Below are 15,667 nucleotides of genomic sequence, written 5' to 3'. Positions count from 1 at the left end.
GACGCAAACCCGCGCCATTTGATGGGATTGGGTGCCCTGCGAGGGCCGCAACGTCAAGTCATTTGCTCCCGAGCCATTTCCTCGCGGCAGCTTCCGCCTTGGCGCGGTCGTCGGCAGGCAGATCGGCCAGCTGCTTGTCGAGCTCCGGATCGCCCTTGCCGGCGGTTTTTGCCACCAGGTGCCATTTGAACCCCTCGACCTTGTCCACGGGCGCGCCCATGCCGTTGATCAGGACCCAGGCCAGCCGGTTCTGCGCGATCGCACTGCCCTGGCGGGAGGCCTTGCGCAGCAACGCCACGGCCGCCGGCTGGTTCTTCGGCGTGCCGGTGCCGTTGAACAGCGCAATGGCATATTCGACCTCGGCATCGACATTGTCGGTCAGCGTTGCCGCCTGAAGCAGCCGCACCGCTCTTTCGGGGTCCTTCGGCACGCCGGTGCCTTCCTTGTAGAACGTCGCCAGCGCGTACTGCGCCTCGGGCAGGCCGGCGTCCGCGGCCTGGCGCAACAGCTCCGCGGAGCGTTTGACGTCCTGTGGCAGGGTCTGGCCGTCAAGATAAAGCAGCGCGAGATTATAGGCGGCCTTGGGCTCGCCGAGCTTGGCCGCGGATGCCATCAGCTTGACGGCCTCGCCCTTGTCGATCGGGCCGCCGCGGCCGGCGATGCGCAGCATCGCCAGCGCGAACATCGCCTCGCGGTCGCCGGCCTCGGACGCGCGCTTGTACCATTCGGCCGCCTTGGCGTAGTCGCGCTTGATGCCCATGGCGTTGGAATAGAGCTCGCCCAGCATTGTCATGGCCTTGGCATCGCCGGTCTTGGCGCGCGCAGTGGCGAGCTCGAAGGCCGTCTTGTACTGGCCGCGCTGATAGGCGCCGAACACCAGATCGACGTTGGAATTGTCGGCCGGAGGCGCGGGGATCACAGTCGCAGGCAGCGCCGGGGTCGGCGAGGCCGACGGCTTGGGCGCCGGTGCGGCTTCCTTCTTCTTGGTGATGGTGTGCGGCTTGGTTGCGGGCTTGGCCTTGGCCTTTTCGGCCGATGGGTTCGGCGTCGCGACCGGGGGCGTGATCTGGAGCTGTGCCGCCACGGGCGGCGTCAAGAGCAGCGTTGCAAGAAGCGTGATGCGCGATAATTTCATCTCGGGCGCTAGCCCTGGCCCGCGGGAAGGGCTGCATAGCCGTTCTTGATCGCAGCGTCGGCCTCGATCAGGGCGGCCTTGGGCCCGCGCGGATCGGCCCAGATGAAGGCGCCGACCAGCACGAAATCGGCGCCGCTGGCGGCGAAGTCGTGGGCTTCCTCGAACGAGGTAGCAAAGCCGACGCAGGGCGGCTCGAACAGTTCCGCCCACCAGTCCAGCCGTTCGGCGATGGCTTGCGACGACGGCCGCTGCCCCTTGGCATCGGGCTCGCCGAACAGCAAATAGTCCGCGCCGATCTCGCCTGCATCCATGGAATGGTGCCGCGTCGTCAGCCCGCCGACTCCGGCGATGCGATCGGGCTTCAGCGACGGCAGCGCCTCTTTCAGCGCGGCGATGCCGGGCAGGTGCGCGCCGTCGGCGCCGCCGCGCGCGACCAGCTCGGGATGGCCCTCGATCAACAGCGCGGCCCCCGCGTTCTGCACGACCGGTGCCAGCGCCTTGATGCGCGAGATCATGCTGCGCTGGTCGGTCTCGTTGAGCTGCAGCAGCACGGCGGCGACATCGGCGGAAGCGAGCAGGCCCGGCAATTCCGCGACGAGCGAAGCGGGATCATCGACCAGCGGCGTCGCGAGATAGAGCCGCGGCGGCGGGCGCGGCGGAGGCGATTTGTTCGACAAGATCTAGGCTGCCTTCTGTTCCAGGCTACTTTGCCATTCGCCCTTCGAGGCGAGGCCGTTCATGCGCGCGCGGTGACTGAATGCGTGTTGTCCGGCCGTGACATTCTCCGCCTTGCCCGACCAGGCCTTCTGCGGCGCCGCCTGCAGCGCGCGGCCATAGGAGAAGGTCAGGCCCCAGGGCAGCGGGCCGAGCTTGTGCATGGCGTTGAGATGCGCGGTCGCCTCCTCGTCCGACTGGCCGCCGGAGAGGAAGGCGATGCCGGGCACCGCCGCCGGCACGCACCCCTTCAACAGCCGGATTGTCTTCTCCGCGACGTCCTCGACGGAGGCCTGCTTCGGGCACTTCTTGCCCGAGATGGCCATGTTCGGCTTCAGCACCATGCCTTCGAGCGCGACGCGCTGCACCCGCAACTCCTGGAACGTCTTGTTGAGCACGCGGCTCGTTACCTCGTAGCAGCGGTCGATGTCGTGATCGCCGTCCATCAGCACTTCCGGCTCGACGATCGGCACGATCTGCGCGGCCTGGCACAGCGCGGCGTAACGCGCCAGCGCATGGGCGTTGACGCTGATCGCGGTCATCGAGGGAATGCCGCTGCCGATATCGATCACCGCACGCCATTTGGCGAAGCGCGCGCCGCGCTCGTAATATCTCTTCAAGCGCTCGGCGAGCTTGTCGAGCCCGACGGTGACGAGTTCGCCCGGGCACATCGGCAGGGCCTGCGTGCCCTCGTCGACCTTGATGCCGGGAATGGCGCCGCTATCCTCGATCAGCTTGACCAGCGGCGTGCCGTCCTTGGCATCCTGCCAGATCGTCTCGTCGTAGAGGATCACGCCGGAGATATACTGGCTCATGGCCCCGCTGGAGCGGAACAGCATCTCGCGATAATCGCGGCGGTTTTGTTCGGTCGAGTCCACGCCGATGGCGTCAAAGCGCTTCTTGATGGTGCCGGAGGATTCGTCGGCGGCAAGGATGCCCTTGCCGGGCGCGACCATGGCGGTCGCGATCCTGTTCAGCTCAGTCAGATTCATCGAGATGTCCTCCCAAAACGATTCTGCCCTTGCCTGTGAAAATAGACCGTTCTCGGGCAATTGCCGAGTTAACGTTGGTCGCAGGGCAGGGGGAGGTCAGTTGTGGCGAAAAGGAGCGGGCTGGGCGACCCTTCACCTCGCCCCGCTTGCGGGAGAGGTCGGATTTTGCGCGTCGCGTAAAATCCGGGTGAGGGGGTACAGGTCCATCGACAGGGCACAACTCGCGGAGAGAGCCCTCACCCCACCCTCTCCCCGCGAAGAGCGGGGCGAGGGAGACGATAGAGCGTCCCGGCCTTACGCCACCACGCGCGATCGCTACGCAACCCGGGGGTCGAGCTCGCCTTTGGCGTAGCGCTTGGCCATGTCGGCGGGGGTCAGCACCTTCTTGAACTTGGCGGCCTGGCCCGCGGTGTTGAACTCCTGCAGCCGCTGCTTGCACAGCTTGACCATCGCCTCCATCGCCGGCTTCAGGTACTTGCGCGGATCGAACTCTTCCGGATTGTCCTTCAGCACCTTGCGGATCTGGCCGGTCATCGCCATGCGGTTGTCGGTGTCGATGTTAATCTTGCGCACGCCGTGCTTGATGCCGCGCTGGATCTCGGATACCGGCACGCCCCAGGTCGGCTTCATCTTGCCGCCGTTGGCATTGATGATGTCCTGAAGGTCCTGCGGCACCGACGAGGAGCCGTGCATCACCAGATGCGTGTTCGGCAGCTTGCGATGGATCTCCTCGATCACGTTCATGGCGAGGATGTCGCCGTCCGGCTTGCGGGTGAACTTGTAGGCGCCGTGGGAGGTGCCCATCGCGATCGCGAGCGCGTCGACCCTGGTCTCCTGGACGAACTTCACGGCTTCGTCCGGATTGGTCAGGAGCTGGTCGTGGCTGAGCTTGCCCTCGGCGCCGTGGCCGTCTTCCTTGTCGCCCATGCCGGTCTCGAGCGAGCCGAGCACGCCGAGCTCGCCCTCGACGGAGATGCCGCCGAGATGGGCCATGTCGGTCACGGTCTTGGTGACGCCGACATTGTAGCTCCAGTCGCCGGGGGTCTTGCCGTCGGCCTTGAGTGAGCCGTCCATCATGACCGAGGTGAAGCCGGCCTGGATCGCGGTCATGCAGGTCGCGGGCTCATTGCCGTGGTCGAGATGCACGCAGACCGGGATGTGCGGATAGATCTCGGTCACCGCGTCCATCATGTGCTTGAGCATGACGTCGTTGGCGTAGGAGCGCGCGCCGCGCGAGGCCTGGATGATGACGGGCGCGTCGACCTGGTTGGCGGCGTCCATGATCGCCAGCGCCTGCTCCATGTTGTTGATGTTGAAGGCCGGTACGCCGTAATCGTGTTCCGCCGCATGATCGAGCAATTGACGCAACGTGATCCGAGCCATCTGTATCTTTCTCCCGTTTGGGCCTGCAAGGCTGACTTAAAAGGCCGCTATTTACTTGACGCGCAAGACCTCGACGCCGGGCAGGGGCTTGCCCTCCATCCATTCAAGAAATGCGCCACCGGCGGTCGAGACATAGGTGAATTGCCCGGCCACATGGGCCTGGTTCAGCGCCGCGACCGTGTCGCCGCCGCCCGCGATCGACACCAGCTTCTTCGCCTTGGTGCGCTCGGCGGCATGCTTGGCGGCGGCTACCGTGCCGCGGTCGAACGGCTGCATCTCGAAGGCCCCGAGCGGGCCATTCCAGACCAGCGTGGCGGCATCGTCGATCGCGGCATGGATGCGCACGACCGATTGCGGGCCGACGTCGAGGATCATGCCGTCGGCCGGGATCGCATCGAGCCCGTAAGCATGCGACGGCGCGTTGGCTGCGAAATGATAGGCCACGGTGGCGTCCACCGGCAGGATGATGGCGCAGTTGGCGGCCTCGGCCTTCTCCATGATGCGCAGCGCGGTGGCGGCGAGATCCTTCTCGGCCAGTGACTTGCCGATGCCGACGCCCTGGGCGTGCAGGAAGGTGTTGGCCATGCCGCCGCCGATCACCAGCGCGTCGACCTTGGTCACGAGGTTTTCGAGCAGGTCGATCTTGGTCGAGACCTTGGCGCCGCCGATGATCGCGATCACCGGCTTGGTCGGTGACCCCAGCGCCTTCTCCAGCGCGACGAGCTCGGCCTGCATGGTGCGGCCGGCATAGGCCGGCAGCTTGTGGCCGAGGCCTTCGGTCGAGGCGTGGGCGCGGTGCGCGGCCGAGAAAGCGTCATTGACCCAGATGTCGCCCAGCTTGGCGAGCTCCGCGACGAAAGCCGGATCGTTCTTCTCTTCCTCTTTGTGGAAACGGGTGTTTTCCAGACAAAGGATATCGCCGTTGTTTAAGCCGGAAACGGCTTTGGCGGCGGGCTCGCCGATGCAATCGTCGGCGAAGGCGACCGGCTTGTTCACCACCTTCGCCAGCGCCTCGGCGACCGGCTTGAGCGAGTCCTTGGCGTCGCGGCCCTTGGGCCGGCCGAAATGCGCCAGCAGGATGACCTTGCCGCCCTTGTCCGAGATTTCGCTGATGGTCGGCGCGACGCGCTCGAGCCGGGTTGCGTCGCTGACGCGCCCGTTCTCCATGGGCACGTTGAGATCGACGCGCAACAGCACGCGCTTGCCCTTCACGTCGACGTCGTCGAGGGTGCGGAATTTGTTGGTCATCTCTGGGCTCTCTTGTCCCGGGCCTTTAGAAGGTCACTCCGGGGCGCGCGCAGCGCGAACCCGGATCTCGAGATCCTGGGTCTGGTCCTTCGGACCATCCCGGAATGACGAAACAACTGCGCAGTTAGATCACCTTGCTCATCGCAACGGCTGTGTCGGCCATGCGGTTCGAGAAACCCCACTCGTTGTCGTACCAGGACATCACGCGCACCAGCGTGCCGTTCTGCACCTTGGTCTGGTCCATGTGGAACGTGGACGAGTGCGGGTCATGGTTGAAGTCGATCGAGACGTTCGGCGCCGTGGTGTAGCCGAGAATGCCCTTGAGCTGCTGCTCGGAGGCACGCTTCATCGCCTCGTTGATTTCCTTCGGGTCCGTGGCGCGCTTGGCGACGATCTTGAGATCGACGACCGAGACGTTCGGGGTCGGCACGCGGATCGCGACGCCGTCGAGCTTGCCCTTCAACTCCGGCAGCACCAGGCCGATCGCCTTGGCGGCGCCGGTCGAGGTCGGGATCATCGACATCGCAGCCGCGCGGCCGCGATAGAGATCCTTGTGCATGGTGTCGAGCGTCGGCTGGTCGCCGGTATAGGCGTGGATCGTCGTCATGAAGCCGGTCTCGATGCCGACCAGGTCGTTCAGAACCTTGGCGATCGGCGCGAGGCAGTTGGTGGTGCAGGAGCCGTTGGAGATGACCAGATGGTCCCTGGTCAGCGTGTCGTGGTTGACGCCGTAGACGATGGTGGCGTCGGCGCCATCGGCCGGCGCGGAGACCAGCACGCGCTTGGCGCCGGCGGTCAGATGCGCCGAGGCCTTGTCCTTCGAGGTGAAGATGCCGGTGCACTCCATCGCGATGTCGATGCCGAGGTCCTTCCAGGGCAGCTTCGAGGGATCGCGCTCGGCCGTGACCTTGATCTTGTTGCCACCGAGGCTGATCGTGTCGCCCTCGACGGTCACGGTTCCAGGGAAGCGGCCATGGACGCTGTCGAAGCGCAGCAGATGCGCGTTGGTCTCGACCGGGCCGAGGTCGTTGATGCCGACCACCTCGATGTCCTTGCGGCCGGACTCGGCGATAGCCCGCAGGATGTTGCGGCCGATGCGGCCAAAACCGTTGATCCTGACGCGGACTGCCATGTTTCGTCTCCTTCAATGACCGTTGTCATCCCGCACAACGCGCTAGCGCGCCTGCGAGGGTTTTTCAGGGCGGACGCCCGGTTCGGCCGGGCGGGGCGTGATCATATGGGAAGTTAGGTAGTCCTTTTTTCCGGCAATCTCAACTCTCAGGAAAGGCGTTTCACGACGGCGTTAACCGCGGCCTCGGCGGTAATGCCAAAGTGCTGGAATATCTTGTTCAGCGGCGCGCTGGCGCCGAACGAGTGCATGCCGATGAATTCGCCCTCCTGGCCGATCACGGCGTCCCAACCCCAGCGCACGGCGGCCTCGATCGCGACCTTGATCGGCGCCTTGCCGATGATCTCGTCACGGCGTTCCTTTGGTTGCGCTAGCAGCAGTTCGAGGGACGGCACCGAGACCACCCGTGTCGGAATGCCGCGCTCGCCAAGCTGCTTCTGGGCGGCCAACGCCATCTCGACTTCGGAGCCCGAGGCGAACAGCGTTGCCTTGGCTTCGCCTTGCGCGGCGACCAGCTCGTAAGCGCCGTACTGGCAGGGATTCTCATTTGTGCTGGTGCGCAGTTGTGGCAGGTTCTGCCGCGTCAGCGCCAGCACGGTCGGCCCGTCGATACGGTTGAGGGCCAATTCCCAGCACTCGGCAACCTCGACGGAATCGCAGGGGCGGAACACGCGCATGTTGGGAATCGCCCGAAGCGCGGAGAGGTGCTCGACCGGCTGATGGGTCGGACCGTCTTCGCCGAGGCCGATGGAATCGTGGGTCATCACATAGACCACGCCGGCGCCCATCAGCGCGGCAAGACGCATCGCCGGCCGCGCGTAGTCCGTGAACACCAGGAAGGTGGCGCCGTTCGGCGCGAAGCCGCCGTGCAGGAAGATGCCGTTCATCGCGGCACACATGCCGTGCTCGCGAATGCCGTAATGGATGAAGCGGCCTTTCGGCGTCTTGGCGGAGAACGCGGTCGCCGACTTAGCCTTGTTGTTGTTGGAGCCGGTGAGGTCGGCCGAGCCTGCGAGGAATTCCATCGGCATGGCGCCGGCAATAACTTCGATCACCGCTTCCGAGGATTTGCGGGTCGCCGCATTCATCGGCTTTTCCAGAAGCTCCTTCTTGTAGGCTTTGAATGCCTTCGCGAGCGCGGCCGGACGCTCATGGCGCAAGCGTCGCTCGAACTCGGCGCGCTTGCGGCTGCCGAGCTCACCGAGCCTTGCTTCCCATTCCTGCCGTGCCGATGCGCCGCGGCTGCCTGCCGCGCGCCACGCTTTGAGCACGTCGTCCGGCACCGAGAACGGCTCGAGCGAAATGCCGAGATTTTCCTTGGCCGCCTTGAGCTCGTCGGCGCCGAGCGCCTCGCCATGCGCCTTCGCGGTGCCGGCCTTGTGCGGCGCGCCGAAGCCGATGGTGGTGCGGCAGGCGATCAGCGTCGGCTTGCTGGATTTTTGCGCGCGGGTGAGCGCGGCTGCGATCGCGGCCTGGTCGTGGCCGTCGATCTTCTCGGCGGCCCAGCCGCACGCCTTGAAGCGCTTCACCTGGTCGACCGAATCGGAAATCGAGGTCGGGCCGTCGATCGAGATGCCGTTGTCGTCGTACAGCACGATCATCTTGTTGAGCTTCCAGTGCCCGGCCATCGCGATCGCTTCCTGCGAGACGCCTTCCATCAGGTCGCCGTCGGACGCAATCACATAGGTATGATGATCGACGATCTTTTTGCCGAACTCGGCCGCGAGCATCTTTTCGGCCAGCGCCATACCGACCGCAGTCGAGATGCCCTGGCCGAGTGGGCCGGTGGTGGTCTCGATGCCCTTGGTGTGGCCGTGCTCGGGATGCCCGGGCGTCAACGATCCCAGCTGCCGGAAGTTCTTGAGCTGGTCGATCGTCATCTCGGAGCTGCCGGTGAGATACAGCAGCGCATAGAGCAGCATCGAGCCGTGGCCGGCGGAGAGCACGAAGCGGTCGCGGTCGGGCCAGTCGGTTGCGGCGATGTCGAATTTCAGGAATTGCGTGAACAGCACGGTGGCCATGTCGGCGGCGCCCATCGGCAGGCCCGGATGGCCCGATTTCGCCTTCTCCACGGCGTCCATCGCGAGGCCGCGGATCGCGTTGGCCATACGGTTGTGGTCGACCTGCGTCATGTCTGAAATCCGTCTGAAATGAGGCGCTTGTGGCAGTATTCGCCGCGCCGGAAGGAGCCTTTCGGCCGCTGGGGGCGCGGCTGGAATAGCATCTCGGTTCCGGCAGGCCAAGGCAATCAAACTCCGGTTTGGCCGTAAAAGTTGCCTGCGGGATGATCCGAAAAATGGGAGGCAGGTTTTCCGGCCAGAGACGCTCAGGAAGGAACTGCTCGGCCGGGGCGGATCTCAATCCCGATTGATCAGTGCATAGTTTCGCGGCGGCGTTGCGCTCGGCTAGCTTGCCACGTAAATTTCTGGTTCTAACCGCTTGCCGAACCGAGTCTTTTGCCGGGCGGCAAGCCCCAGGAACGCCCATTGGGCAAGGCCACAGGTCCGCCGCTGACTGCATGAACGATCGCGTTTCCAACAGCTCTGCCATGACGGAGTCGTCCGCCGTCGAGATCGAGATCGCGACCCGCAGGCTCATGGCGGCGCTCGACTCGCTCGAAAGCGCTGTCGAGCGGCGGCGCGATGCCGATCGTGACGAGAACGAACTCGCGACGCGGATCCAGGCGCTGGGCGCGGATCGCTCGCGTCTTGCCGACGAGCTCGACGGCGCACTCGTGAAGGCGCGCAAGCTCGAGCGCACCAATCGCGAGATCTCCGATCGGCTGGATTCCGCGATCGTCACGATACGCTCGGTACTCGATACCGGAGAGGACGGATGAGCCACATCAACGTCACCATCAATGGCCGGCAATATCGCATGGCCTGCGAAGAGGGCGAGGAGGTGCGGCTGCTGAAGCTCGCCGACAGCCTGGAGACGCGCATCCAGTCGCTGCGCGGAAAATTCGGCGAGATCGGCGATGCACGGCTCACCGTGATGGCGGCACTGACGGTCTGCGACGAGCTGATGGACGCCGGCAACCGCATCCGCACCATGGAGCAGGAGCTGGGCGAATTGCGGGATTTCCGCAATGCCGCCGTCGAGCGCGCCCGCATGACCCAGACCGCGGTGGTGAATGCACTGAACGCCGCAGCCGAACGCATCGAGAAGTCGACCCAGGTCCTGAACCGCACCGTCGGCAACGGGATTGCGATCGGGTAAGGGAAGAGCCCCGATAGTTGCCTCGAAGCTGGTGCGCTCCCTCCCCCGCCTGCGGGGGAGGGTTGGGGAGAGGGTGTTTCCGCAGAGAGACTCCCAACGAGGAGAGAACCCTCACCCGGCGCTCCGCGCCGACCTCTCCCGCAAGCGGGAGAGGTGAGCGGCAACTGCAAGCCGGGCTGGCGATTCGTCAGTATCGTTGTTACATTGCGGAGGCGAGGCTGCGACGCGCGTCCGGAGCCATATATCCCCGGGGCCTTATCGATCCTTTAGGGAACTGTCCCTGGCCGGGCCCGTGGGCCCGGACATATGGTGCCCACCTACTTTCGTAGGGAACTCCGGGATCGAGCGCTTCAACGGCGTTTGCGGCTTCGCACTGTTGTTTGCTTGGTTGTCCTTGTTGAAACGACTGCGGCCGGTTCAACAGGTGTCATGCCCCGGCTTGACCGGGGCATCCAGTACGCCGCGGCCTTTGTGTGAATCATCGCCGCCTCTGGAATACTGGATCACCCGCTTTCGCGGGTGATGACGAAGGGACCGAGCGCACATGTCCAACACCAAAGCCGAACTCCGCGCCAAAGCGCTCGCCAAACGCGACGCGCTGAGCGACAAGAAGCGCACCAGTGCCGCCGCAAAACTCGCCAAGCGCGGGCTGCCGTTCAAGCTGTTGCCGGGCAGCATCGTCTCCGGCTACTCGCCGATCCGCAGCGAGATCGACCCGGCGCCGCTGATGCGGAAGCTCGCCGAGGAAGGCGCGCGGCTGGCGCTGCCGTGCGTCACCGCGCGCGGCCAGGCGCTGGTCTTCCGCATCTGGCATCCGAACGACCGGCTGATGCTCGGGCCGCTCGGCATTCCCGAACCGTCGCCGGCCGCCGCTGAAGTTGTTCCCGACATCATGCTGACGCCGCTTGCGGCGTTCGACCGTCTCGGCCACCGCATCGGCTATGGTGCGGGGCATTACGACTTCACCTTCGCGCATCTGCGCAAGACCAAGCAGATCGTCGGCATCGGGCTTGCGTTTGCGGCGCAAGAGATCGAGGCCGTTCCGGCACTATCCCACGACGTCGCGCTGGATTATGTGCTAACGGAATCGGACGCATTCGATTTCCGGAGTTCTGAACTTGCGCATTCTCTTCGTGGGTGATGTCGTCGGCCGTAGCGGGCGCAACGCCATCGCCGAATATCTGCCCGGCATGGTCAAGGACTGGTCGCTCGATTTCGTCGTCGTCAATGGCGAGAATTCGGCCGGAGGCTTCGGCATCACCGAAGCGATCTATCAGGAATTTCTCGATGCCGGCGCCGATGCGGTGACGCTCGGCAACCATTCCTGGGACCAGCGCGAGGCGCTGGTGTTCATCGAGCGCGCCGAACGCCTGGTGCGGCCGGCCAACTATCCGCGCGGCACGCCCGGCCGCGGCGCAGCCCTGGTCGAGACCAAGAACGGTAAGCATGCGCTCGTCGTCAACGCGCTCGGCCGCGTCTTCATGACCCCGTTCGACGATCCCTTTGCGGCGCTGGAGCGCGAGCTCGGCGCCTGCCCGCTCGGCGTTGCCGCCGATGCCATCGTCGTCGATTTTCATTGCGAGGCCAGCAGCGAGAAGCAGGGCATCGGCTTCTTCTGCGACGGCCGAGCCAGCCTCGTGGTCGGCACCCACACCCATGTGCCGACCGCCGACCACCAGATCCTCAGTGGCGGCACCGCCTACATGACCGATGCCGGCATGACCGGCGACTACGATTCCATCATCGGCATGCAGAAGGAAGAACCGCTGCGCCGGTTCACGTCGGGCATTCCATCCGGCCGCTTCGAGCCGGCCGCAGGCGTTGCGACGCTCAGCGGCGTAGCGGTAGAAACGGATGATGCAACGGGACTCGCACTGCGCATCGCACCAGTGCGCGCGGGCGGTCGGCTCGAGCCGGCAACGCCGAAGTTTTGGTTGAGCTAGCTCTACAAATTCAGTGTCGTCCCGGCGAAGGCCGGGACCCATACCGCGTGATCTATCGCTCGCGGATGGTGCCAGTCCCGAAACAATCAGCCTTCGCCAGACGACCGCCTGTGGCTATGGGTCCCGGCCTTCGCCGGGACGACGCTTAGAGAATGACGCGCCAGATCGCGACTCACGCGACGGGCCTACAGCACGATCTGCGCGACGTTCGGCCAACGACCGAAGCTGCGATGCGACTACCCAATTTGCGGATGATGCTATCGTGCGCCTGTTTTGCCCGACGGGTCAACGCCTTTACCAGCGACGTGGAATGCCTTTTGATCGTATCGGTCGAGCCGCGGGTTCGCCTCACCTCGCCCGCTTGCGGGAGAGGTCGGCGCGAAGCGGGGGAGGGAGCGCACCTTCTTCATGGCAACCAGCCAAGCCCAATTCATCCCGCCGTAAGCCATTGATTCCACGCACCCCGGCTACTGTGCATGGGGTTGTTTTCAAAGTTTTTTCTTTTGGCGACACCAGAGCGCCGTCTTGCAGCGGCGTCGCATGACCTGTCAGCCCTGCCGATATCCCATCCGGAACGCGCCCCAGTGCTTGCCGTGGACCACGATCGGCGACGACAGATCCTTCATCAGCACGAACTGTCCGCCGCCCATCTCGCGCCGATAGGTTTGCAGCAGGAACGGCTTTGTATTCGCCGCGACCTTCTTCACCGCGCGATCGGTGAACAGGCGGCGGTTGCGGCAATTGGCGTTGTTCCAGACCGGGTCCTTGCCCTGGGGCAGGCGGTAGTTCGGATTGTGCGTCGGCAGATAGCCGTGCCTCGCCCAGGCGACGCAGAACACGATGCGGGGATCGGATTTCTGGATCGGGTCCTGGATCGCAGGCAGCACGCGGTCGGTGAACGCGACGTAGTTGGTGAGATATTGCTTGGGATCGGTGCCCGCGATCTCCCGATAGGATTCGTCCATGAGCTGATCGAGCGTGATCTCGCCGCGATCGATCGCGGCCTCGAACTCGCCCGAGATGCGTTTGGCGGTATCCACGACCGTGCGTATCAGCGGCGCGTCCGAGGTCTCGACGCCGCTGTCGGCGATCAGTGCGATCAGGCCTTCGGAGGTGTCGAGCAATTGCGTGACCCGCTGGTCGGCGTTCTTGAGATCGCGCGACGACAGGTCGACGCCCTTGGCGAGCTCGTTGAGCTCGTTGATCACGGTGTCGCAATGGCCGAGGTTGGAGGTCGCGGCGCGCGTGACACTGTCGATCTCGGCTTCCACGGACGCAAAGCCCTGCTGCACCCGTGAGATGATGCCGGAGATCTGCTGGGCGCCTTCGCCCGCGGTCTTGGCGCGCAGCGAGGCGTCGCCGCTCTCGCCGATCAGGCCCTCGATCTGGCCGTCGAGATCGCGCACGGTGTCGGAGATCAGGTGCGTGGCCTGGCGGGTGGCTTCGGCGAGGTTCTTCACCTCGCTTGCGACCACCGCGAAGCCGCGGCCGGCATCGCCGGCGCGCGCCGCCTCGATGGTGGCGTTGAGCGCAAGCAGATTGGTTTGCTTGGCGATCGCCTCGATCGAGCCGGACACCTTCGCGACCTGCGCCAGCGCCGAGCCGACCGCGCTCAAGCGCGCCTCGATCCGCCCCACCGCCGCGACGAGCTCGGAGATGTGGCTGACGGCGGTGTCGACGGCGTTGCGCGACTGGGCGATCTCGCCGACCGCCGCTGAGGTGGTCAATTGCACCGCCTGCGACGCATTGGCGATGTCGTGATTGGCCGAGACCATGGTCTCGGCCGTCTGCTGCAGGTGGTGGAACCGTTCCGACTGGTTCGCGACGCGGCTTGCGACCTCCTGGACGTTGCCGGCGATGTCGGCAAGCTCGACGCCGAGACCGCCGATGCGGTCGGCAAGCTGGTCGATCAGGCGCTCGGCCATCGTCCGGTTCGATCCGGTGTCCAATACTGCAAGCTGCGCGAGGGACATGTACGGGCTTATCTCCAGGCGGAGCCGTTGATCGGCTCACCGCGGCATTCCCATTCCCATTCCAATTCCGACTTTAAGCGATGATTCTGCTCAGCAGGTCTTGCCTGAGCGTGCACTACAGCTTGTAGGCCGTCCTGAATCCGCCCCAGTGCCGGCCCTGCACGCGGATCGGGACATCGATCTCGCGCATCATCACCGTGTTGCCGTTGCCCATGTCGCGCGCATAGCTCTGGATCAGATACGATCGCTGGTTTTGGGCGGCGGCCAAGCCGGCCGGATCGTTGAAGATGCGCCGGTTGCGGCAGTTCGCTGCGTTCCATACGGCATCGCCCGGCCGCTGCGGATGCGAATAGATCTTGTTGTGCACCGGCAGGAAGCCGTTGCGGTCAACCATGGCGCAGAACGCCATGCGCGGCTCCTTGGCGAGAAACGCTTCCTGGAACGGCGGCAGCGCGCGGTCGGCCCAGTCGAGATATCTGGTGCGGTATTGCTGCGGATTGCTGCCGGCGATTTCGGCGTAGTCGGTGTCAAAGAGGTCGTCGATCTTGACCTCGCCGCGCGCAACCGCCTGCTCGTAGATCGCGGTCAGCGCGGTGCCCGCTTCCATGGCGCGGGTGACGAACTCGGTGTTCTCCTCGTGGATCGACCAGAGCCTGTCCTCGATCTTCTCGTTGAGCTCGGCATTGGGCGCGACGAAGTGGGCGCGGGCCCCGGCCTTGGATTGTTCGACCACGCGCAGGCGGCAGGCACCGACGCCCTCGAGGCTGCCGTCGATGATCGTCTGCGGCGCAAGCCGGCCGGCGTCCGCGCCGCCGATCAGCACGCCGTCCATCGCGATCTCGTAGACCGGCATCACGCCGCGTGCGCTCTCGAATTTGAGATGGCAGGGCAGCCGCTCGGTCTTGCGGCGATCGTCGTGCTCACTCTGCTTGAGCAGCACCGCGCAGCGCGATTTCAGCTTGCGTGCGAACGTCGTCACCGCCTTGCCGGCGCTGGCGACGTTCTCGCCATGAGTTTCGGCCGCCTTGGTCGCGGCGTCGATTTCGGCAGCGCTCTCGCCGACCGAGATGATGAATTGCGAAGCGCTGGCTGCGTTGCCGGAGACCTCGCTGGTGGTCGCGTTCTGCTCGGCCACTGCGCCGTTGACGGTGTCGAACACCGGGCGGATCGCCTCGATCGCCTGCGAGATGCGATGCACGGCATCGGCTGACCCTGCGGCATCGCGCTGCAGCGCGTCGATCTTCCTGGAAATCTCTTCGGTGGCGCCCTGGGTCTGCACCGCGAGCGCCTTAACCTCGGTGGCGACCACCGCGAAGCCCCGGCCTGCAGCACCTGCGCGCGCGGCCTCGATGGTCGAGTTGAGCGCGAGCAGCGTGGTCTGCCGTGCGATCTGGGCGATCAGGTTGACGACATTGCCGATCGCCGCGGAGGATCTGCGCAGGCGGTCGACATTGGCGCGCGCCTCCTGTGCCGCGGCGCTGGCCTCGTCGGCAAGCTTGCCGGCCTCGCGGACCTGCGCGCCGATGCCCTGCGCCGATTGGGTGAACTTCTCGGCGGCATGGGCGAAGGTCGAGGCGTTCGACTGCGCGGCATTGGTCCGTCCGGTCAGCGCGTCGGTGCGCTGGCGGATGTCCACGAGCGTCGCGGCGGTCGCCTCCGCGCCGCCGGCCACCGAATTGGCGGCGCGCTCGAGCTGGCGGATCATGGCGCCCAGCTCGAGTTCCAGCAGTTCCAGGATTTCCCGGGCCGAATCGCCCTCGGCGGCCGAGGTGGGTTGGGAACCGGCGGCCGGCTGCGCAGCTAGCGGGGCTGCCGCGGGCGCGGCCGAATCCGGCAGACGCTTCTGAAACAATGCGAACGCCATCGGGTCACTCTTTTCGGGAGACGGGTCGACGTTATTTTCGCAGCCCGGGATGAAATCAGGGTTAACG

The 15,667-nt window shown here is 65.4% G+C and carries 13 protein-coding genes and 1 other RNA gene; 5 read left to right on the top strand and 9 right to left on the bottom strand.

What is annotated here, in order from left to right; all coding sequences use genetic code 11:
• Positions 1-58 precede the first annotated feature (58 nt).
• From AB8Z38_RS18605 to tkt, 7 genes are all read right to left on the bottom strand, one after another.
• The gene (locus tag AB8Z38_RS18605) at positions 59-1,135 is read right to left on the bottom strand and encodes an HcpA family protein (protein ID WP_369726425.1); all 1,077 of its coding nucleotides are present in this window, start codon (positions 1,133-1,135) and stop codon (positions 59-61) included.
• Between the two features lie 8 nt (positions 1,136-1,143).
• Positions 1,144-1,812: a thiamine phosphate synthase gene (locus AB8Z38_RS18600; RefSeq protein WP_369726424.1), complete on the bottom strand. Its 669-nt coding sequence runs from the start codon at positions 1,810-1,812 to the stop codon at positions 1,144-1,146.
• Positions 1,813-1,815: 3 nt separating this feature from the next.
• Complete coding sequence (locus tag AB8Z38_RS18595) at positions 1,816-2,841, bottom strand: class I fructose-bisphosphate aldolase (protein WP_369726423.1); 1,026 nt, start codon at positions 2,839-2,841, stop codon at positions 1,816-1,818.
• Positions 2,842-3,156: 315 nt separating this feature from the next.
• The gene (gene fba, locus AB8Z38_RS18590; protein ID WP_369726422.1) at positions 3,157-4,224 is read right to left on the bottom strand and encodes a class II fructose-bisphosphate aldolase; all 1,068 of its coding nucleotides are present in this window, start codon (positions 4,222-4,224) and stop codon (positions 3,157-3,159) included.
• Positions 4,225-4,275: 51 nt separating this feature from the next.
• The gene (gene pgk, locus AB8Z38_RS18585; RefSeq protein ID WP_369726421.1) at positions 4,276-5,472 is read right to left on the bottom strand and encodes a phosphoglycerate kinase; all 1,197 of its coding nucleotides are present in this window, start codon (positions 5,470-5,472) and stop codon (positions 4,276-4,278) included.
• A 124-nt stretch (positions 5,473-5,596) separates the two neighbouring features.
• Positions 5,597-6,604, bottom strand: a complete 1,008-nt coding sequence (gene gap / locus AB8Z38_RS18580; RefSeq protein WP_369726420.1) for a type I glyceraldehyde-3-phosphate dehydrogenase — start codon at positions 6,602-6,604, stop codon at positions 5,597-5,599.
• A gap of 146 nt (positions 6,605-6,750) precedes the next feature.
• On the bottom strand, positions 6,751-8,742 hold the full coding sequence (gene tkt, locus AB8Z38_RS18575; RefSeq protein ID WP_369726534.1) for a transketolase: 1,992 nt from the start codon (positions 8,740-8,742) through the stop codon (positions 6,751-6,753).
• A gap of 377 nt (positions 8,743-9,119) precedes the next feature.
• Here tkt and AB8Z38_RS18570 point away from each other — a divergent pair, with 377 nt between their 5' ends.
• The 5 genes from AB8Z38_RS18570 to AB8Z38_RS18550 all read left to right on the top strand — a co-directional run bounded on the left by AB8Z38_RS18570 (position 9,120) and on the right by AB8Z38_RS18550 (position 11,763).
• Entirely contained in the window at positions 9,120-9,440 is a 321-nt protein-coding gene (locus tag AB8Z38_RS18570) for a DUF4164 domain-containing protein (protein ID WP_045002587.1), read from the top strand.
• Entirely contained in the window at positions 9,437-9,820 is a 384-nt protein-coding gene (locus AB8Z38_RS18565; protein ID WP_369726419.1) for a cell division protein ZapA, read from the top strand. The genes AB8Z38_RS18570 and AB8Z38_RS18565 overlap by 4 nt, the downstream gene beginning before the upstream one ends.
• A gap of 212 nt (positions 9,821-10,032) precedes the next feature.
• Positions 10,033-10,193: non-coding RNA, 6S RNA (gene ssrS, locus AB8Z38_RS18560), on the top strand.
• A 171-nt stretch (positions 10,194-10,364) separates the two neighbouring features.
• Positions 10,365-10,961: a 5-formyltetrahydrofolate cyclo-ligase gene (locus AB8Z38_RS18555; protein WP_369726418.1), complete on the top strand. Its 597-nt coding sequence runs from the start codon at positions 10,365-10,367 to the stop codon at positions 10,959-10,961.
• The gene (locus AB8Z38_RS18550; RefSeq protein ID WP_369726417.1) at positions 10,939-11,763 is read left to right on the top strand and encodes a TIGR00282 family metallophosphoesterase; all 825 of its coding nucleotides are present in this window, start codon (positions 10,939-10,941) and stop codon (positions 11,761-11,763) included. Before AB8Z38_RS18555 ends, AB8Z38_RS18550 begins: the two co-directional genes overlap by 23 nt.
• Positions 11,764-12,311: 548 nt before the next feature.
• Here the strand turns inward: AB8Z38_RS18550 and AB8Z38_RS18545 are convergent.
• Positions 12,312-13,736 (bottom strand): methyl-accepting chemotaxis protein, encoded by a 1,425-nt coding sequence (locus AB8Z38_RS18545; protein ID WP_369726416.1) that lies wholly within the window; start codon positions 13,734-13,736, stop codon positions 12,312-12,314.
• 115 nt (positions 13,737-13,851) lie between these two features.
• On the bottom strand, positions 13,852-15,600 hold the full coding sequence (locus AB8Z38_RS18540) for a methyl-accepting chemotaxis protein (RefSeq protein ID WP_369726415.1): 1,749 nt from the start codon (positions 15,598-15,600) through the stop codon (positions 13,852-13,854).
• Positions 15,601-15,667: the final 67 nt, after the last annotated feature.

Source organism: Bradyrhizobium sp. LLZ17 (assembly GCF_041200145.1).
In the GTDB taxonomy this organism is placed as follows: Bacteria; Pseudomonadota; Alphaproteobacteria; order Rhizobiales; family Xanthobacteraceae; genus Bradyrhizobium.
This window is presented reverse-complemented; position numbering and strand designations above follow the sequence as displayed.

Coding starts and splice junctions, on each gene's coding strand:
- AB8Z38_RS18605 (WP_369726425.1), bottom strand. CDS start 1,135: ATGAAATTATCGCGCATCACGCTTCTTGCAACGCTGCTCTTGACGCCG.
- AB8Z38_RS18595 (WP_369726423.1), bottom strand. CDS start 2,841: ATGAATCTGACTGAGCTGAACAGGATCGCGACCGCCATGGTCGCGCCC.
- fba (WP_369726422.1), bottom strand. CDS start 4,224: ATGGCTCGGATCACGTTGCGTCAATTGCTCGATCATGCGGCGGAACAC.
- pgk (WP_369726421.1), bottom strand. CDS start 5,472: ATGACCAACAAATTCCGCACCCTCGACGACGTCGACGTGAAGGGCAAG.
- gap (WP_369726420.1), bottom strand. CDS start 6,604: ATGGCAGTCCGCGTCAGGATCAACGGTTTTGGCCGCATCGGCCGCAAC.
- AB8Z38_RS18570 (WP_045002587.1), top strand. CDS start 9,120: ATGAACGATCGCGTTTCCAACAGCTCTGCCATGACGGAGTCGTCCGCC.
- AB8Z38_RS18565 (WP_369726419.1), top strand. CDS start 9,437: ATGAGCCACATCAACGTCACCATCAATGGCCGGCAATATCGCATGGCC.
- AB8Z38_RS18555 (WP_369726418.1), top strand. CDS start 10,365: ATGTCCAACACCAAAGCCGAACTCCGCGCCAAAGCGCTCGCCAAACGC.
- AB8Z38_RS18545 (WP_369726416.1), bottom strand. CDS start 13,736: ATGTCCCTCGCGCAGCTTGCAGTATTGGACACCGGATCGAACCGGACG.
- AB8Z38_RS18540 (WP_369726415.1), bottom strand. CDS start 15,600: ATGGCGTTCGCATTGTTTCAGAAGCGTCTGCCGGATTCGGCCGCGCCC.